Origin of the sequence: Clostridium acetobutylicum ATCC 824 (assembly GCF_000008765.1) — a bacterium.
Taxonomy (GTDB): Bacteria; Bacillota; Clostridia; order Clostridiales; family Clostridiaceae; genus Clostridium_S; species Clostridium_S acetobutylicum.
In genome coordinates, this window is record NC_003030.1 from 1785535 (window position 1) to 1806158 (window position 20624).

The window sequence follows — 20624 nt, forward strand, 5'->3', positions numbered from 1 at the left end:
GATATTATGAATAATTTAAGTTGGAGTGATATTAAACGCAGCACTTTTAATGCAATTAAAAAAGGTGATTTAAAATTATTAGCTAATATGATAGATAAGTATCCTAAAGTGATTGATGCTTATAATTCAAGTGGATATTCGCTTTTGCATGTAGCCGCAGAGCAAGATAATGTAGAAGTTCTTGAGTATTTATACAATAATAAAATTGATGTAAATATTACAAGGAAGAACGATGATGGATGTGTGACACCTATACATGGAGCAGTTGATAAGAATTTGATTGGAAATGTTGAATGGTTAATTGCTCATGGAGCTAAAATTGATACAGGAAATGGTATACATGCTACACCTTTAATAGGAGCTGCTTTCAATGGAAATTTAGAAATGGTAAAATTGTTACTAAAAAATGGTGCAGATATAAACGCGTTCTATGATATTGGAGAAGGAATAAATAAAACAAGGATTACACCATTAATTGCAGCTGAGATGGAAGGACATACAGAGACTTGTGAATATTTGTGCAAAAATGGCGCAAGAAAACTTGATGCAAAAAAATATGAGTTAACGCAGATAAAAAATCAACATGATGAGATTTTACAATACTTGCAAAGATACTTTGGAAATGTTAATAAAACTCTTTCTGAAGTTATACCTGCAAGCAATGTTTCCGTAAACTTAAATATAATGAGAAATACTGAAAATGATAAGTTCATAACCATTGTTACAACTGGTATGAGTGACTGTCCCATGGATGATTCTGATGAGGCATTTGAGGAAAGATTTGCTGAATTAATAATAAAGTTACCTAAGGATTGGTTGATAGATAAAAATAATATTAAAGATGTAAATAATTATTGGCCTTTGGGATGGATTAGAAGAATAGCTCATATCCCTCATTTATATGATGGGTGGATTGGTAAAGATATCATTATTCCAAATGGAGAACCTCCTCAGCCTTTTGCACCGAATACAAAATTATCATGTATAATGATATGTCAGCCAGATGAAAAGGAATTGCATAGATTCACAACTTCCAAGGGAAATATAATTAATCTATATACATTGATACCAATTTATAAAGAAGAAAGAAATATGGCATTAATAAAAGGGTGTAAGTATTTAAGAAAAAGGATGGAAGATAGGGGCATTGATGAAATCTTGAATATAACAAGAGAAAATGTTGGATTAAGTGCTGATGAACAATAGATAAATGTGGTATGTGTTGAATAAATAATATCTATTAGATTTTTATATAACAGAAATGCAAGTAAGATGGATGAAATATTCAAGTGACAAGAAATAAATCCACATGAGATATTGGGAGATTTTCCGTCAGGAATCGCATTTGCAAGAATAGTTAGATTAGGTGGGAAGGCACTATCAAAATTATGGTGCTATTATGTCAAGAAAAAGAACAAATTAAAATGGAAAAGCTGAAAAGTCTTACAGGTTTCAATTGCGTTTAGAGCGAATAGCAAGTTATTGAAATCTCTAAGTTTTTAATTTAAACTTTTATAACCTTAATTCATTATATTAAGAAATAGTTAATCTACTAATCTGAGGCATAATGGAGAATAATCCAATATATATTTTTGGACAGCCAGAACGCAAGGAATAGCAATAGAAGATATACTATGCACAGCAGTAAAAGATATAGAAGACCTTGAAGAATTATGTCAGCAGAAGTATGGTTAAGATATATAGAATTCTTTAATATAAAGTCGAAAATCTTAAAAGGTATTGGTTTTAAGATTTTTTGTAGTGTTAATGGATAAAAATCATCCTTATCCATGGTTATTTTAAGTGTAGAAAATGCTAAGAATATTGCTACTTTACCATGGAGAACCGTTGATAACCTTGGTAGTAAAGTTGCATATTTGCGTACAGTACTTAGTGAAGGTAAGGGTGCTATAGGTGATTTAACAAAATCCGTTGTTGTTTCAAGTGCAAAAAGTGCTAAGAATATACTCACTAAAGTAAAAGGAACAGTAAGTGACTTTGAGGCTGCTTCAGCTGCATTCGCAAAAGCTTTTGGAAAAACTTACGTGGAAGAAAGCGGTAAGTATGCAAACACTGTTTTTTCTGCATCTGGTGCAACGGCTGCTAGTGCAAAAACTTCTTTTAAAGCAATTAGTTCAGGAGTGAAAGGAGCTAAAAATGCTCTCCGAGAGGTTAAGGCTGGAACAGATATTCCACCTGCTTTTAAGCAAACTGAATTTGCTAGTTCATACGAATCGAGAATTCATCAAACACCTGGAGAAGAAAATTTAAAAGTTGTTTTTGAAGGACCTAGGGGCGAATCACTATGTACTCTTAAGCCACCACCAGATCCTGAATTAAGCAAAATATTAGATGGAGCTGGTATTGATGGTATTGAATATAGAAATGGAGTTCCTGATTTTACTCCAGTTTCAAAAGCTAATATAGAAATTGAGCATATGGTTGGTGGAAAATTAAAAATGGGAACAAAAGCAAGAGAGATAAATTTTGTTCAGGCAGATAAAAAGTTAGCAGAGCAACTTAATAATTCACCAGAATTAGCACGGAAATTTGGAATGGAGTCAGGTGAAATTAGTGTAAAGGATATAAGAAATTTTAGAAAGAAAAATAAATATACATGGCATGAATTGAATGACTGTAAAACAATACAACTTGTACCATCAAAAATTAATAATGCATTTGGACATGTTGGCGGTGTAGGAGAAATAAATGCTGGGGCATTTGAACCAGAGGGATTTGCTAATAAATAAAAAAGGAGATTTTAAAAGTGAGAATAAATGATTCGATTTTTGGGGAATTAGAATATGATTATATTTGGACTAAGGATGTAATTATTGATTTTTTAGGTAAAGAAACAGAAATATCTCTTATGGTTAACGGGGATGAGGATGGTGTATTTGAAGAAGAGCAGTATATTGCATATACTTTATTAATGAAAAAGTGGAGCAATTTACAAGAGGAAATTTTAGAAGCAATTTTAAATTATTATAAGTCAAAAAGACATGAGTTAGGTTATGATATTGAAAATTATGAAAAATATCCTTTGATTGAAAATATAGAAAACTTACTTAAAAATATAACCTTAGTTGGAATTGTTATTCCATATTCAGGAGCTTATGATGGGAGAGAGTGTGGGGTAACTTTTGATTGTACATGGGATAATGAAAATGGTATAGGAGTTTGTCTTGTTGATGAAAAAGTAATAGAAGTAGGTTATCAGGATGTTGTAATGTAAAATAACTTATTAATATCAATTCATAATACAGAATAGATTAATTGCATAAAATAATGATATAATCAAATTTAATAATGCAGTGAAAGAAGTTAAAAAGGTTAATGTTTCATAATCGGAGCGTTAATCTTTTTTCATACAGTGAAATATTTATAAAAGCTAAAATAACATATGTTATAAGACAAACAACTGGAGTTGCCCTTAGTGTACTTGTTGCTCCAGGAGATATAGGTGCTGCGGCTGGTAAGGCAAGCAAGGCGGAAAGTTTACTTGGTAAAGTAGGTACATTCTCGAAATCCATTGCTGTTTCAAGTGTAGAAAATGCGAAGAGTATAGCTACTTTACCATGGAGAACCGTTGATAACCTTGGTAGTAAAGTTGCAGATTTGCGTACAGTATTTAGTGAAGGTAAGGGTGCTATAGGTGATTTAACAAAATCCGTTGTTGTTTCAAGTGCAAAAAATGTTAAGAGTGTATTGACTAAAGTAAAAGGCACATTAAGTGACATTGGGACTGCTTCAGCTGCATTCGCAAAAGCTTTTGGAAAAACTTACGTAGAAGAAAGCGGTAAGTATGCAAACATCGTTTTGGGTGGATTTGGTGCAGCGGGAGCTGGTGTAGAAGTTACCTATAAAGCAGCAAAAGAAGGGTTAAAAGAAGCTAAAAGTGTTTCTCGAAAGGTTAAAATTGGACAAAGTGGTTTTGGTGAGGTTGCGGCTGATGCTGAAAAATCGTTATCAAGAATAGATAAAGATACATTGATGGAGGTAGAGTGATAGAAGGAAATATGGCACAATAGGCCGCAAGAAAAGAAGCGCTTGCAAATAAAATAGATGAATTACTTGATTCAGGTATGTCATATCAAGAAGTTGAAACACAGGCTAATAAATGGATGGAGTCTCAAGCAGCACTTCATAATCCGAACCAAATTGCAGGAGGAAATCCATTAAATATTATTGCTGGAATGGGTAATAAGGGAATCAGTTCATGTATTGGCTTACAGTGGAAATATAGGATAGATGCTGTTGATGGGCAGATTCAAGCAATGGCTAAAAATATGACTGATGCTGAAAGGAAAAGTACTTACTTGAATGTAAGATTAATATATTAGGAGGAAAAGCAATGAATGATGAGCTATTTAAAGAATATAATAATAAAGTTGATGTCAAAGTAATTGATAAATATAAAGAAATTATACCAATATAATTAATATATGTCTGGGAGAAATATGGATTTGGTTCTATATTAAATGGCAATTTAAAGATAATTAATCCAGAGGAGTATCAAGAGGTTGTAGATATGTCATATTTTAGAGCAAATGTGGCTATTCCGATAATGGTAACTGGTTTTGGAGATATAATTACATGGGAAAAGAATGAATATGTAAGTATCATAAAATATAAGAATGGGACATTTGATATTATATTAAAAGGATTTAAACATTTTTTTAATTGTTTAAAAGATGAATATGTTACAGAAAAATATTTAGAATTAGATAAGTATAATAAAGCGGTTTCTAAATTGGGAGAATTAAAATATAATGAGTGCTTTGGATATGTGCCTTTATTAGGTTTAGGTGGCAGTGAAAAAGTTGAAAATTTAAAAAAAGTAAAAATAAAAGAGCATATAGAATTAATTACACAAATGGTAGGTAAAATTGAATAATAAAACTTAGCTCATAAGGTATTGTTGAAAGTATAATAGTATTCACTGCATAATCTAAATCATGCAGTGAGAAGATGAAATTGCACCAGCTCAATTTAATCAAGCTAGTGCATTATTTTTTAGCAGTTAATATATACTCCAAATACATCATTAAAAATCGAAGATAATATCAGACTGTAAACAAATAAAATAAGTGTTTAGTTCCTACTCGATTGATTAAATATTCTATCAGCATATGGAAAAGGCTTTAATGCCCTTGGAAGAATTCCTTGAACGTAGGCAATAAGAACTCCGTAATTTACTATAGGAATTTGTTTTTTTACTGAACTTTCTATTCTGTGAAGCATTGAACGTCTGTTTAGCATGCAGCCAGCACAATGAACTATAAGTGCATAATCCTCTATATTTGGAGGAAATGAAAAGCCACTTGAAAAATCAAATTCTAGTTTTTTACCAGTTTTTTGTCTAAGCCATCTTGGTATTTTTACTTTACCTATATCATCAGATTGACGGTGGTGGGTGCAGGCTTCTGCTATTAAAATTTTATCACCATCTTTTAAATCTTCAATTGCCCTTGCACCACGAGCAAGTTCTATTAAATCTCCTTTATGTCTTGCCATAAGTATAGAAAATGAGGTCATCAATATGTCCTTAGGTGTGTCTGCTGCTACCTTTAAAAATACTTGAGAATCTGTTATTACTATTTTAGGTTTTTTTCTAAGGCTGTCTAAGGTTTCTCTAAGTTCAAATTCCTTTGTCACCATAGCAATAGCGTCACTTTCAAGTATATCTCTTATAGTTTGCTGCTGAGGAAGTATTAATCTTCCCTTTGGAGCAGCTTTGTCTATTGGAGTAACTAAAACTGCTATGTCACCAGGAGAAAGTAAATCACCAACAATCTTAAATTTATCATCATTTTCTGGTGCTAAGCGTATTAATTCATCTTTTAAATTATTTATGCCTTTATTATTGAGAGCTGAAATTGGTACTATAGGTATTTTAAATTGAGAAGTATAATCCTCTAGCTTATAGTCCTTTTTATCTATTTTATTTAAAACTCCTATTAGTGGAATTTTCTTTTCAAGCAGTAATGAGTAAATATTTTTATCATATTCTGTTATTCCACTTTCAACATCAAAAACTAAAATTGCTACATCAGTTTTTGATAAAACCTCGAGAGTTTTTCCACGTCTAAGCTCACCTAAATCACTTATGTCATCAAGACCAGCAGTATCTATAAGCATAACTGGTCCAAGAGGGAGCAGTTCCATTGCTTTGTAAACAGGATCAGTTGTTGTACCTTTTACATTTGAAACAAGAGCTATTTCTTGAGAAGTAAGAGCATTTATTACACTGGATTTTCCAACATTAGTTTTTCCAAAAAGTGCAATGTGAAGTCTTTCACCTTTGGGTGTTGAGTTAAGTTCATTCATTAAAATCACCTCGTCTATAGTCCTGGTATGCCAGGTTTTGTAATCTCATAAGGATTAAGTATTTTATCTATTTCTTCTTTTGTTAAAATTTTTTCTAAAAGGAGTAATTCCCGTATGGATTTTTTTTCTTTTAGAGCTTTTTTTGCTATAATAGATGCTTTATCATAACCTATATAATGAACTAAGGCTGTAACGAGTGCTGTAGAAGCTTCTAAATTCTCAAGACATTTTTCTTCATTAATTTTTATTGAATCTATGCATTTTTCCCTGAACACATTAACTGCATTAGTAAGTATTTCAAGAGATTCTAAAAGGCTTTCAGCAATTAGAGGAGAAAAAGCATTTAATTGAAGCTGTCCAAAAGATGAGGCGAGGGAGATAGCAGTATCGTTTGCCATAACCTTCATAGAAGTTTGAGCTGTCATTTCACATATAACAGGGTTTACTTTTCCTGGCATAATTGATGAACCAGCTTGAACCTCTTCAACAATAAATTCTCCTATACCACCTACAGGGCCGCTATTTAAAAGTCTTATGTCATTTGAAATTTTTATAAGATTAACAGCGCAGGATTTTAAAAGACCTGACACCTCTACAAATACATCCATGTTTTGTGTTACATCCATTGGGTAATCACTTCTTGCAAGCCCGAGTCCTGTTAAATCTTGAAGTATGTCAGTAACAGTGAAAATATAATCATAGGAAGCATTTATTCCAGTTCCTATGGCATTTCCTCCAATATTTATCTCACGAAGTCTCTCTTCAACCTTATATATTCGCCATCTATCCCTAGCAAAGGCTTTTGCATAAGCTCCAAAGCCCTGACCTACCATCATAGGTAAGGCATCCATAAGTTCTGTCCTTCCAAGCATAAGTATATCTGAAAAATCATTTTCTTTTATTTGAAAGGATTCTTGAAGTTTACTTAAAGCATCAGATAAAGGCCTTAGAAGTTTTATAGCTGCAATTCTAAGAGCAGTTGGGTATACATCATTGGTTGACTGAGACATATTAACATCTTCAATTGGGTGGATTATAGAGTAGTCACCCTTTGAGCCATTAAGTAATTCAATAGCTCTGTTTGCAATGACTTCATTTACATTCATGTTGGTTGAGGTTCCAGCACCGCCTTGAAGAGAATTTGTAATGAACTCATCGTCAAATTTTCCACTTAATATGTCATCACAAGCGCTTATTATAGCATCTGCTTTTTCATCTTTAAGTTCCTTGAGTTTTTTATGAGCTAAAGCAGCCGCTTTTTTTACAATTACCACTGCATATATTAAATTTAAATTTACTTTTTTATTGCTTATATTAAAGTTTTCAAAGGCTCTTAGAGAGTTTATTCCGTAGTAGGACTCTTTAGGTAAGTTTTTTTCTCCAAGTAAGTCTTTTTCTATTCTAAAATCAGAAGGCAAATCAAACACTCCTTTCTTCCTTCACATTTTAACAAACTTGATTAATATAAACAACTAGGATGAATAATTTTTATATAAAAGGAGATGTAGTTTAAAGTTATCATAAAATAACAATTCTACTGATAGTATAAATAGTAATAGAATTTATACAAAGGTAAGATAATTAATAATGTAAAGGTATTAATTGGAAAAGATAGTAAAGCAAATGATTTTAAATAATGATACACTAAATGTAATTAAAATTTCAAAAGTATAGGTATTTTTTAATATAAATTAGGATAAGTGGAGGGAATTATGCTGTCAATAATTATCCCTGTATATAATGAGAAAGGTAATATATTAGAGCTTACGTCAAGGATAAAGAGTGCTTTGAAAAATAATGAATATGAGATTGTTTTTGTTGATGATAGTACGGATGAAACACCCAAAATTATAGAAAGTCTAGCTTTAAAGTATAATAATATAAGGCTTAAGCATAGAAAAGGTAAAAAAGGGCTTTCCTCTGCTGTAATTGATGGTTTTAAACTTGCTAGAGGAGACGTGCTTTCTGTTATGGATGGAGATTTGCAGCATCCACCTGAAATGCTTGAAAGTATGCTTTTTCAAATGAAGAAGGATACAGATATCGTTATTTGCAGCAGGTTTGTGCTTGGAGGTAAGGAGGAAGGACTTAATATATTTAGAAAATTTGCCTCATTTATAGCAAGATTAATAGGAAAAATTTTTTTAAAGCCACTAAGAAAAATATCAGATCCAACAGCTGGATTTTTTATGCTTAAAAGAAAGGTTATAAAAAATAGAGATTTAAGAGCTATAGGATGGAAAATACTAATAGAGATACTTGTAATGGGAGATTATAAAAGGGTTGTAGAGCTTCCGTATTCCTTTAAAAGGAGGAAACACGAAAAATCAAAGTTCACAATTTCTGTGCAAGGACAATATTTAAAGCAAATAGTTAGTTTATTTATAAGAAGTAAGAAATATAATATTAAGTAGCTTGATTGGGGAAAATGTAAATATTATAATGATAAGTACACAAAAATAGATGCAGGAGGAAAGTGAATGAAATTTGAAATTGGCAACATTTATAGCGGGTTTAAATTTGAAAGTGAGACTGTAATAGATGAGATAAATAGTAAAGGTAGGGTATTTAAACATATAAAAAGTGGAGCTGTTCTTGTAAATTTAAAAAATAAGGATGACAACAAAGTTTTTTCTATAACCTTTAAGACTCTTCCCCACGATAGTACGGGAGTAGCGCATATATTAGAGCATTCTGTTTTATGTGGTTCTAGAAAGTTTAAGGTAAAGGAGCCTTTTATAGAAATACTAAAAGGTTCACTTAACACATATTTAAATGCTGCAACTTATGCTGACAAAACAATGTATCCTGTTGCAAGTAGAAATAAAAAAGACTTTATGAATCTTATGGATGTATACTTGGATGCTGTTTTTTATCCTGATATATATAATACTCCTGAAATTATAATGCAGGAAGGATGGCATTATGATATAAAGGATGAAGAAGATGAAATAGAGTACAATGGTGTTGTTTACAATGAAATGAAAGGAGCCTACTCATCGCCAATTTCCTTGCTATCAAGAAGCATGGACGAGGAGCTTTTTAAAGGGAGTGTTTATGGAGTAGATTCTGGTGGAAAAGTAGAAAATATAGTGGATTTATCTTATGAAGAGGCACTAAGCTTCCATGAAAAATACTATCATCCATCTAACAGCATAATATATGTATATGGAGACATTGATATAGAAGAAGTTTTAGAGTTTATTAATGACAATTATTTAAAGGATTTCAATAAAAAAAATATAGATGCAGATATAAAGGTAAATGGAGCCTTTAGTAAAGTTCATGAGAAGGAATTAGAATATTCTATTTCAGAGGGAGAAAGCGAAAATGACAAAACTTATTTTGGCATGAGTTTTGTAACAGGAGACGCTTTAGATACTGAACTTTCAATGGGCTTAGAGCTTTTGGAGAGTATTTTACTTGAGGCTTCATCATCACCACTTAGGAGAGCTATTGTAGAAGAAAATATAGGAAAAGATGTTTTTGGAGTTTTTGATAGTTCAATATTAAAAAATACCTTTTCAATAATTCTAAAGGATTCTAATTTAGAGGATAAAGATAAATTTAAAGAAGTAGTTAAAAATACACTTAAAGAGCTTGTTAAAAATGGAATAGATAAGAAGCTTATAAATGGCATAATAAATGCAAAAGAGTTTGCTCTTAGAGAAAGTGATTTTGATTCTTATCCTGCGGGGCTTGTTTACAATGAAAAGATATTGGAAAGCATGCTTTATGGAGGAGATCCCTTTATAAATTTAAGATTTAATGATGTAATAAAAAATATTAGAAAGTATGCAGAGTCGAATTATTTTGAAAATTTAATAGAAAAGTATATTTTAAATAATAACTATGGAGTATTTATAACTGTAAAACCTAAGAAAAATCTTGAAGAGGAAAGAGAAGAAAAGTTAAGAGAAAAGCTTAGAAAATTTAAGAATGGTCTTTCTAAGGATGATCTTAAGAAACTCATAGCTAGTAATAGAAGCTTAGAATTAAGGCAGGATACTCCTGATAGTGAAGAGAACCTTGAATCAATCCCTCTTATAGCTATAGGTGATGTAAAAAGGGATATAGAGACAATTGAGCATAAAATAATAGATGAAAACAATGCAAAAATTATATGGTGTCCACTAAACACTAGAGGTATTCAGTATGTAAGTATATACTTTGAAGGAAAATCAGTACCTCAGAATATGATTCCTTATGCTTCTTTATTATCCTCTGTTATAGGAAAGGTTAATACAGAAAAATATAACTTTAAAGAGTTGTCTAATGAAGCTATGGAAAACCTGGGCGGCATGGATTTTGGCTTAGATGTATACAGTAGGCCTCAAAATTACGAGGATTATGCACCTAAATTTGCTGTAAGGGCTAAGAGCTTAAGAGAAAAGCTTCCAAAGATGTTTGAAATAATGGAGGAAATAATAAATCACAGCATTTATGATGATTACAAGAGGCTTAAGGAAATAATAGACGAAATAAAATCTAGGATGGAGATGGCAATAAGAGGTTCAGGAAGCAGAATGGCATCTGTAAGAGTTGGGTCTTATGTATCTAGTGCGTATAAATACTTAGATACTATAACAGGAATTGATTTTTATAAATTTATAGTAGATATAAGCAGTAATTTTGAAGAGAAAAAAGAGGAAGTAGCAGCAAATCTAAAGGCTGCATCGGATTATATATTCAAAAGGGATAATTTAATTGCAGCATATTGTGCAGAAGAAGAGGATTATGAAACTTTTAGTAAGCTGTTTAATGATTTTACCTTAAAATTAAAGAATAACAATTTTAAATTGAATGATTATAAATTTGAGCTTAAAAAGTTAAATGAAGCATTTATGATGTCTACAAAGGTTCAGTATGTAGCTAAGGGTTTTAATTTTAGAAAGTTCAATTTCAAGCATAATGGAGCGCTTATTGTGCTTAGAACCATAGCAAATTATGATTACCTTTGGAATAGTGTAAGAGTAAAAGGAGGGGCATATGGAGCTTCTATGTCATTATCGAGGAATGGACATTTAGCATTTGCTTCATATAGAGATCCTAATTTACTTGAGACATTAAAGGCTTATGAGGAAATGGTATCCTTTGTAAAAGATTTTAATGTTAATAGTAGAGAAATGGATAAATACATTTTAGGTACCATAAGTGGTATTGATATGCCTTTAAGTAATTATTCAAAGTGTGAAAAGGTGACAGCACAGTATTTAACGGGAATAGATGACGAATATATGAGAAAAGAGCGTCTTGAAATATTAGATTGTTCAGTGGAGGATATAAAGGACTCCTATGACATTTTGAAAAAGCTTAACGAAGAAAATTGTATATGTGTTTTTGGAAGTGAAGAAAAGATAAAAGAGAACAAAGAATTATTTGATAACGTAGTGGATATATTCGGAGAATAGAAAAACGAGAATGTGAAGTTTTAGAATAAATTTTGCATTCTCTCTTTTTAGTTTGTTACATTACGAACAATTAACTTGATTTTATATTACAAACATTACAATTAATGCTTTAACTTTTTTGAAAAATGTATTATAATAATTTTGTAAATGACGAATGAAATTATGAATATTGTTTGTAATGTTCGTAAAAATGTTTAAGGAGAATGATTATGAATACAAAAGTAAGGCGTATATTCGTAAAGAAAAAAGCAGGTTTTGATGTTGCAGCAAAAGAACTTTTGAAGGATTTAGTAGAAAACCTCGGAATAAAAACTTTAAAGGATTTATCAATATTAAATAGATACGATGTTTCTGGCATAAATGACAGTGAGTATGAGGATGCTAAAGCTATTATATTTTCTGAAAAAACTGTTGATGATGTATATGATGAAAAATTTGAAGTTTCAAGTGAAGATAAAGTTTTTGCTGTAGAATATTTGCCGGGGCAGTACGATCAAAGAGCGGATTCTGCATGTCAGTGCATTAAAATACTTACAGGAAATGAAGATGTTTTAATAGCATCAGCAAAAGTAATCATTTTAAAGGGAAATATAAGCGTTAGTGATTTAGAAAAAATTAAAAAATATGTTATCAATCCAGTTGATTCTAGAGAGGCATCTCTTGATAAACCGGAAACATTAGAAGTAATATATGATCTTCCGTATGAAGTTGAAACCATAGAGAATTTTATAAGCATGTCAGAGGATGAGCTTAAGGTATTCTTAGATAGTAATGGACTTGCAATGAGTATGGAAGATTTAAAATTTTGTAGGGAATACTTTAAGAATGAAGAAAAGAGAAATCCTACAATAACAGAAATAAAGGTTATAGATACTTATTGGTCGGATCACTGTAGGCATACAACTTTCCAAACAAGGCTTCAGAATATTCAGTTTGAAGATGGAAAATATACAGAAGTTTTAAAGTCTGCCTACAAAAATTATGTGGATGCAAGAAAATATGTTTATGGAAATAAAGAAAAAGAAGTATGTCTTATGGACATTGCAGTTATTGGAATGAAGGAATTAAAGAAAAAGGGCTTTTTAAATGATTTAGATGAGTCAGATGAAATAAATGCCTGTAGTATAGTAGTTGATGCAGATGTAAACGGAAAAGATGAAAAATGGCTTGTAATGTTTAAAAATGAAACTCATAATCATCCTACTGAAATTGAGCCTTTTGGAGGAGCTGCAACCTGTCTTGGAGGAGCTATAAGAGATCCACTTTCAGGAAGAGCCTATGTATATCAAGCAATGAGAGTTACAGGTAGTGGAGATCCAAGAGTTAGAATAGAAGATACAACTAAAGGAAGACTTCCTCAAAAGAAGATAACACTTGGAGCAGCAAACGGCTATAGTTCCTATGGAAACCAAATAGGACTTGCAACAGGACAAGTTTCCGAGTGCTATGATGAGGGCTTTATAGCAAAGAGAATGGAAGTTGGAGCTGTGGTTGGAGCAGCACCTAAGGAAAACGTAGTTAGAGAAGAGCCAAAACCATCTGATGTTGTTATTCTTTTAGGTGGAAGAACAGGAAGAGACGGCTGTGGTGGAGCAACAGGTTCCTCAAAAGAACATGATGTAAATTCACTTCAAAACTGTGGTGCAGAAGTTCAAAAGGGTAACGCACCTACAGAAAGAAAACTTCAAAGACTTTTTAGAAATAATAAGGTAAGTACATTAATAAAAAGATGTAATGATTTTGGAGCTGGTGGAGTTTCTGTTGCTATAGGTGAACTTACAGATGGACTTGACATTAACTTAGATTTAGTCCCTAAAAAGTATGAGGGACTAGATGGAACTGAGCTTGCAATTTCCGAATCTCAAGAGAGAATGGCAGTTGTTGTTGAGAAAAAAGATGCTGAAAAGTTTATAGAATATGCAGATAAGGAAAATTTAGAAGCTGTAATAGTGGCAAAGGTAACAGATACAAAAAGACTTAAATTATTCTGGAAAGGAAATGCTATAGTAAATATTTCAAGGGCATTTTTAGATACAAATGGTGTTAGACAAAATGTTGATGTTTTTGTAAAGGCACCAAAAAAGGAAGATAACTACTTCAAGACTGAAAATAAAAATAAGGACGTTAAAGAGGAAGTTTTAGAAACCTTAAGGGATTTAAATGTATGCAGTCAGAAGGGACTTTCAGAAAGATTTGACAGCACTATAGGTGCAGGTACTGTTTTAATGCCTTTTGGAGGAAAGAATCAAATAACTCCAGCTGAGGGTATGGCAGCAAAGCTTCCAGTTCTTAATGGAGAGACTTCAACAGGAACGGTAATGACTTACGGTTATAATCCTAAGATAGGAAAATGGAGTCCTTTCCATGGTGCAATGTATGCCGTTATAGAATCCCTTACAAAGATAGTGTGCATGGGCGGAGATTATAAAAAGACTAGACTTACTTTTCAAGAGTATTTTGAAAGATTAAATAAAGAGCCTGAAAGATGGGGTAAACCTTTTGCAGCACTTCTTGGAGCACTTAAGGCGCAAGAGATATTTAATACTCCAGCTATAGGTGGAAAGGACAGTATGTCTGGTACTTTTATGGACTTAAATGTTCCACCAACACTTGTATCCTTTGCTGTGAATGTAGTTGATATAAATAATGTGATATCACCTGAATTTAAAAAGGTAGGCAGCAGTGTGGTTTTAGTTAAGTGTGAAAGGGATGAAAATGAAGTTCCTTTATTTGATGAATTGAAGAAAAACTTTGATACTGTACAGGCTTTAATTAAGGATAAAAAGGTAATAAGTGCTCAAAGCGTTAGACACGGCGGACTCATAGCTGCTTTAAGTAAAATGTGTTTTGGAAATAAAATTGGTTTTGAAATGCTCAAAGAGGAAGAACTATTTACTCCTGATTATGGTTCTATAGTTTTAGAACTTGAGGAGAGCTTAGATATTAAGGAATTATTTAAAGATGTAAAATACGAAGTTATTGGTAAAACTATAGCTGATAGTAAAATAATCTTAAATAATGTTTCAATAAGCATTGATGAAGCTTTAGAGGCATATACTGAGCCTTTAGAAAAAGTTTTCCCTACTAAAGTGGAAGCTTCAAAGAAGATTAATCTAGCTTTATATGATGAAGTTAAATATGAAAATATAAAAAGAGTTAGTGCTGTAAATAAAATTGCAAAGCCAAGAGTATTCATACCAGTATTCCCGGGAACAAACTGTGAGTATGATTCAAAAAGGGCCTTTGAAAGAGCAGGAGCTGAAGTTAATACCCTTGTATTTAGAAATATGAAGGCAACAGATATTGAAGAATCTATAAATGAAATGGTAGAGGAAATAAATAAAGCTCAGATAATAATGCTTCCTGGAGGCTTCAGTGCAGGTGATGAACCGGATGGTTCTGGAAAGTTTATAGCAACTGTATTTAGAAATGAGAAGATTAAAGAAGCAGTAATGAAGCTATTAAATGCACGTGATGGCCTTATGCTTGGAATATGCAACGGCTTCCAGGCACTTATAAAATTAGGACTTGTGCCTTATGGAGAAATAAGAGAAATAGATGAAAACTGTCCTACACTAACATACAACAATATAGGAAGACATGTATCTAAAATTGCATATACTAAAATTGTTTCAAATAAATCACCTTGGTTTTCTAATGTAGAAATTGGAGATATTCATAGTATACCTATTTCTCATGGAGAGGGAAGATTTGCTGCAAGTAAAGAGGTTGTAGAAGAGCTTATAAAGAATGGACAGATAGCAACGAGGTATGTAGATTTAAACGGTAATTCAAGTTATGAAACAGAAGTAAATCCTAATGGATCAGTACTTTGTATAGAAGGAATAACAAGTCCTGATGGAAGAATACTTGGTAAGATGGGGCATTCTGAGAGATTTTCTAAGGGGACTTATAAGAATATAATTGGAAATCAAGACCAAAAGATATTTGAAAGTGGAGTACAGTATTTTAAATAATTTAAGATCACAAGGAAGTGCATATAAATAAAAGTATGCACTTCTTTTTCTGTTATATGTAAAGTAAGGTATATGAAGTAAATAATTACTATATTATTCAGAGTAAAAAGTGGTATAATAAATTATAGCATTGAAATTTAATGGCTAATATTATTAAAATAAAAAAACTTTTAAAAAAACTATAAAAAAATAACTAACCTATACGATACTTTAAGTAGGGGTGGATATAATTACCTAAAATTATAAGCTTTGATTATTATCTAATAAAATTTTTTATTTAAGATAGATAAAAATAGATTGTGAAGGTGATAGTTTGGTTCAGAAGGAAATAAAAGCGTTTTTAGAACGCTGTAGTATGAGCGATAAAAAAGCAGATTATGTATTTCCTAATTTGGCTAAAATGGCAAAGTTCTATTATGTGCCAACCTCCAGCAGCGATTTTAGTGAGGTACAAAGATTTATACAGCTTGATGATGGAAAAAAATATGCTGTTATATTTACGGATATTAAATTGGCGGAAGAGTTTTGCAAGAATCACAGTTACAAGGATAATATACACGAAGTTTCAGCTGTAGAAATACTAAAAGGAATTTTGGCTTTAAGAAATATAGAAGGTTTAAGCTTGAATTTTAAAGACAAATCTCAACTTGTTCTTAATAGAAAGCTTATAAGACTACTTTTTAGAGAATATTTGCTTCAAGAATTTTATATAAAAGGTGGAGCATGGTGCCTTTTTAAAAATCGAAGTTATGTTACCTATGAAGTGGCGAAGGGTATTAAGTCTATACCGATTTTTGCCGAAAAAGAAGAAGCACTTAGGTGCAGAAGAATATTTAAAGAGAAAGCTACAGTGGAGTTCTTAACGTGGAGAGATATTATTGATTTTACTTTTAAAACTAAGCTTGAATATTTAATATATGCTCCAGATGCTCCACATGTAACATTTTTAAAACACCCATATTTTAGTTGGCTCTATGAGTCAGCATCCCTTGCTATGAATAATTAATAAAATCAGCACAACTCTCTGTGCTGATTTTATTATGCTATAATGAATTTATATAGTTAAATGGTGGAGGAAAGTTATATGCAAAGAAAAAAGAAATTAAAAATTGTTAATCCAGATATATATGAAGAGTTAGAAGAAGTTCTAGAAGGGGAAATTATTGTAGAGGATGATTCTTACATAGAATTAAAAAGCTTTGAAAATGTATCCTTAGAAAATAAACAGGCAAAGAAGGTTTCAATAAGTCAAAGTATATTTAAGAATGTATCATTTAATAATACTAGCTTTAAGGGCATTGATTTAACAGATGTTATATTTGAAAAATGCGATTTGTCCAATGCTGATTTTACAGAATCAGTTATATACAGAACTCAATTTAAGAATTGCAAACTAATGGGGATAAATTTATCAGAGGGAACCTTAAATAATGTGACTTTTGATAATTGTATGGCTAGATACTCTATATGTACTCTCCTTAGGTGTAAGAATGTACTTTTTAAAGAATGTACTTTTACAAGTACGGATTTCTACAAATCCCAGTTTACAAATGTTGAGTTTTTAAATTCAGAATTGATTGAGGCTCAAATGCACGAAACAAGCCTTAAGGGTATTGATTTAACAAGCTGTAGTATAGATGGAATTGGTCTCAATATTGAAGATTTAAAAGGATGTATAGTTGGTCCTGAGCAGTTAATGTGCTTTGCTAATCTTCTAGGGGTTATACTTAAGTAGTTTTTTGATATTTAACACAAAATTAAATAAAAGCTGAAAAGGTTAATGTAATATATTATATAGAAATCAATTTTACTTTGGAGCTTTTAATGAAGTTAGGCAATTCTAAGTATTTATTAGGAATTATGTTAATTGTTATTATATGTATAATTGTATTTACAAGAGGCGATTCTGATAATAAAATCCTAGTAGATTCAAAAAATATTGAGTATTATTTTTCACAGAGAGATAGGAATAGTGATGAGAAGTTAATAGAAGCTATTGATTCTGCTAGAGAAAGAGTTGATATGGCAATTTATATTCTTCAAAGACAAGACATTGTCAATGCGGTTATAAGCGCTAAAAAAAGAGGAGTAGTTGTAAGAATTATTACAGACAGAGATGAAGCGGCAACAAATTACGAGGGAAAAGAGCTTAAATCATTGAAAAGGGAGAAGATTCCCATTAAAATAAATACACATTCAGGTATGATGCATATGAAGGTTACTATTTTAGATAACTCATCTGTTGCAGCAGGAAGCTACAATTATACAGATCCGGCTACAGAAGAAAATGATGAAGTTCTTGTTATTGTGAAAAATAATATAATAGCTGAAAAATGGGAAAATAAATTTAATAATATGTGGCTAGATACGGGTAGATTCCGAAATTATTAGACGAAAAAAGCTTCCATAAGGTGAATAGTTATGGGAGCTTTATGTATTTTATCCTTATGGAATTATATACCTGTGGAATAGTATATATAATTGATATTATAATTATATATAGTTTTGTGTTTTATAAAACAATTCAGTATTATTTAAAGGCTATAATAAGTGGAGTTATATTTTTTACCTGTAAACGTTTATTTTGGCAATAATTAAACGTTTCTATAAGACTTTTAAGCCCTCAGACTCAAGCTTTAAAATATCATTCTTTAAAACTTAGCCTAAATTTAAGCAATAAATACTTAAAAATGGAGGACTTTATTATGAAATTTAAACTATTAACCATTAATCCAGGTTCAACTTCAACAAAGATTGCAGTATTTGAGAATGAAAAGGAAATTTTATCCGAAACTTTAAGGCATTCCTCTAAAGAACTTGAAGCATATAAAAACATTTATGAGCAATTTGAATTTAGAAAAGATACTATACTTAAGGTACTTAAAGATAAGAATTTTAATATTCAAAACATAGATGCTGTAGTAGGAAGAGGCGGACTTTTAAAACCTATAGTTGGAGGTACATATAAGGTAAATGAAAAAATGCTTAAGGATCTAAAAGCTGGAGTTCAAGGAGAACATGCATCCAATTTAGGTGGAATAATTGCAAATAGTATTGCTGAAGCATTTGGAGTGTCAGCATATATAGTGGATCCTGTAGTTGTAGATGAAATGGAGGATATAGCTAGATTTTCTGGAATACCTGAACTTCCTAGAAAAAGCATATTTCACGCTTTAAACCAAAAAGCTGTGGCTAAAAGATATGCAAAGGAAAGTGAAAGGGATTACGAAGATTTAAATATTATAGTTGCCCACATGGGTGGAGGAGTTTCTGTAGGAGCTCACAAAAATGGTAAAATAATTGATGTTAATAATGCACTTGATGGAGAAGGAGCCTTTTCGCCAGAAAGAAGTGGAAATTTGCCATCAGGTGATTTAGTTAGATTGTGCTTTAGTGGGAAGTATACTGAAGATGAAATTTTAAAGAAAATAACAGGTAAGGGAGGTTTTGTAGCTTACCATGGGACAAACAATGCCTTGGATGTACAAAACGCTGCCTTAGAAGGTGATTACGATGCCAAAATGACTTATAATGCAATGGGATATCAAGTTGCAAAGGATATAGGAAGTGCAGCGGCAGTTTTGGATGGGAAGGTTGACTGTATAATATTAACTGGAGGTATAGCCTACAATAAGCTTATGACTGATTTCATAGCTAAAAAAGTGTCATTTATAGCGCCTATAACTATATACCCAGGAGAAGATGAAATGTTAGCACTAGCAGAAGGAACCTTAAGGGTTTTAAGTGGACAAGAAGAAGCTAAAAAATATAAATAATATAAAAAGATGAACTGCACTTGAATTTAAAGGTGCAGTTTATTTTTTACTGTGTACATTAAGTTATAATATGGTATATAATTATAATTAAATAAATTGGTTAAGGAGAGAATAAATGGACTATATAATTGTTGCAGTAGTTGCTGCTATTATTTTTGTATTAGCTATCCTAAGTACTATAGGAAAGCAAAAAAGACAAATTCAAGATTTGAAAAAGAAAGTGGGACTACTTGAAAAGCATATAGGAGTTGGTGAACAAATTTATGGTGAAGAAAAAATATGCTTAAATAAAGATACCACATCTAATAACAACGATTTAATTGATGTAGATACTGAAATAAGGGAGCTTGTTAGGAAGGGAAAAAAAATTGAAGCAATAAAAAGGTATAGAATACTTACAAAGGTTGGACTTAAAGAAGCAAAGGATTATATTGATTCTTTGGATATATATTCATAGGTAGTTAATAAGGTTAAGGATAGGGATTCCTTTGCCTTATTTTATTTTTATGAATAACTTAGGGTATATATAATATTTTATAGGAATAGAAATATAGAGTATTATAATTAAGGTAGGGGATATAATGTCAAGATTAAAGCAAGAAGATTTTTATTATGGCTCGGTACTATCAAAAATATTGAATAATCCAAATGAAAGGGTTAATTTTGCTTTAATAAGTGGTAATAAGGACAGAAGAATATATGATTTAGAAATTGGTGGTAAACCATTTCAGTTATTTATTAAATACCGTACCAATAAAATTACTACAAAACATGATAATTACAGCACTTGGGAATTTAATATAACTAAAAATGACAGAAAAGAGATAAGAAGCTGTATGCACAATATGAGCAGTCCTTTATTGGCATTTTTATGCGGATTACCAAGCTTTTTAGGAAGTGAAATTGCACTTTTAACTAAAGCGGATATGGATAAGACTGATATTGTTAATAAATCCTCTATCACGATTAGTCGTAAAAAAAATGAACATGAGTTTAGCATATATATGGATAGGAATAAAGATAATTTATTTAAAATAAGGACTGAAAGATTCCATGAGTTATTTGGTAAAGATACTTAAAATTTAATTGTAATTTTAAGTATAAAAAAATTGTAATTTAAAACCCTATTA

General features: G+C 31.2%; 16 protein-coding genes and 1 pseudogene. 15 read left to right on the plus strand and 2 right to left on the minus strand.

Going from position 1 to position 20624, the window contains the following annotated elements; translation table 11 throughout:
- The first annotated feature begins 6 nt into the window (after window positions 1–6).
- From CA_RS08565 to CA_RS08590, 6 genes and pseudogenes are all read left to right on the plus strand, one after another.
- A complete protein-coding gene (locus CA_RS08565) occupies window positions 7–1206 on the plus strand; it encodes a suppressor of fused domain protein (RefSeq protein ID WP_010964952.1) in 1200 nt (399 codons plus the stop codon).
- A 584-nt stretch (window positions 1207–1790) separates the two neighbouring features.
- A complete protein-coding gene (locus tag CA_RS08570) occupies window positions 1791–2750 on the plus strand; it encodes an HNH endonuclease (protein WP_010964953.1) in 960 nt (319 codons plus the stop codon).
- 17 nt (window positions 2751–2767) lie between these two features.
- Entirely contained in the window at window positions 2768–3235 is a 468-nt protein-coding gene (locus CA_RS08575) for a DUF2004 domain-containing protein (RefSeq protein WP_010964954.1), read from the plus strand.
- A 101-nt stretch (window positions 3236–3336) separates the two neighbouring features.
- Complete coding sequence (locus CA_RS08580; protein ID WP_010964955.1) at window positions 3337–4008, plus strand: hypothetical protein; 672 nt, start codon at window positions 3337–3339, stop codon at window positions 4006–4008.
- A 41-nt stretch (window positions 4009–4049) separates the two neighbouring features.
- Window positions 4050–4343: pseudogene (locus CA_RS08585) on the plus strand (polymorphic toxin type 15 domain-containing protein); the annotation flags it as partial.
- 98 nt (window positions 4344–4441) lie between these two features.
- Entirely contained in the window at window positions 4442–4897 is a 456-nt protein-coding gene (locus CA_RS08590) for a T6SS immunity protein Tdi1 domain-containing protein (RefSeq protein WP_275541674.1), read from the plus strand.
- A 197-nt stretch (window positions 4898–5094) separates the two neighbouring features.
- On the opposite strand, the gene hydF is transcribed toward CA_RS08590, so the two are convergent.
- Complete coding sequence (hydF, locus tag CA_RS08595; protein ID WP_010964958.1) at window positions 5095–6330, minus strand: [FeFe] hydrogenase H-cluster maturation GTPase HydF; 1236 nt, start codon at window positions 6328–6330, stop codon at window positions 5095–5097.
- Between the two features lie 14 nt (window positions 6331–6344).
- Entirely contained in the window at window positions 6345–7757 is a 1413-nt protein-coding gene (locus tag CA_RS08600) for an aspartate ammonia-lyase (RefSeq protein WP_010964959.1), read from the minus strand.
- Window positions 7758–8042: 285 nt separating this feature from the next.
- On the opposite strand from CA_RS08600, the gene CA_RS08605 reads away from it, so the two are divergent.
- The 9 genes from CA_RS08605 to CA_RS08645 all read left to right on the plus strand — a co-directional run bounded on the left by CA_RS08605 (window position 8043) and on the right by CA_RS08645 (window position 20573).
- Window positions 8043–8744, plus strand: coding sequence for a polyprenol monophosphomannose synthase (locus tag CA_RS08605; RefSeq protein WP_010964960.1), 702 nt, complete (start codon window positions 8043–8045; stop codon window positions 8742–8744).
- 66 nt (window positions 8745–8810) lie between these two features.
- The gene (locus CA_RS08610) at window positions 8811–11741 is read left to right on the plus strand and encodes an insulinase family protein (RefSeq protein ID WP_010964961.1); all 2931 of its coding nucleotides are present in this window, start codon (window positions 8811–8813) and stop codon (window positions 11739–11741) included.
- Between the two features lie 209 nt (window positions 11742–11950).
- Window positions 11951–15718, plus strand: a complete 3768-nt coding sequence (locus CA_RS08615) for a phosphoribosylformylglycinamidine synthase (RefSeq protein WP_010964962.1) — start codon at window positions 11951–11953, stop codon at window positions 15716–15718.
- A gap of 313 nt (window positions 15719–16031) precedes the next feature.
- Window positions 16032–16724: a hypothetical protein gene (locus CA_RS08620; protein WP_010964963.1), complete on the plus strand. Its 693-nt coding sequence runs from the start codon at window positions 16032–16034 to the stop codon at window positions 16722–16724.
- A gap of 78 nt (window positions 16725–16802) precedes the next feature.
- On the plus strand, window positions 16803–17453 hold the full coding sequence (locus CA_RS08625) for a pentapeptide repeat-containing protein (RefSeq protein ID WP_010964964.1): 651 nt from the start codon (window positions 16803–16805) through the stop codon (window positions 17451–17453).
- 89 nt (window positions 17454–17542) lie between these two features.
- Window positions 17543–18109, plus strand: a complete 567-nt coding sequence (locus CA_RS08630) for a phospholipase D-like domain-containing protein (RefSeq protein WP_010964965.1) — start codon at window positions 17543–17545, stop codon at window positions 18107–18109.
- Window positions 18110–18423: 314 nt separating this feature from the next.
- Complete coding sequence (gene buk / locus CA_RS08635; RefSeq protein ID WP_010964967.1) at window positions 18424–19494, plus strand: butyrate kinase; 1071 nt, start codon at window positions 18424–18426, stop codon at window positions 19492–19494.
- 115 nt (window positions 19495–19609) lie between these two features.
- The gene (locus CA_RS08640; RefSeq protein WP_010964968.1) at window positions 19610–19951 is read left to right on the plus strand and encodes a ribosomal protein bL12; all 342 of its coding nucleotides are present in this window, start codon (window positions 19610–19612) and stop codon (window positions 19949–19951) included.
- A 124-nt stretch (window positions 19952–20075) separates the two neighbouring features.
- Window positions 20076–20573: a hypothetical protein gene (locus CA_RS08645; RefSeq protein ID WP_010964969.1), complete on the plus strand. Its 498-nt coding sequence runs from the start codon at window positions 20076–20078 to the stop codon at window positions 20571–20573.
- Window positions 20574–20624: the final 51 nt, after the last annotated feature.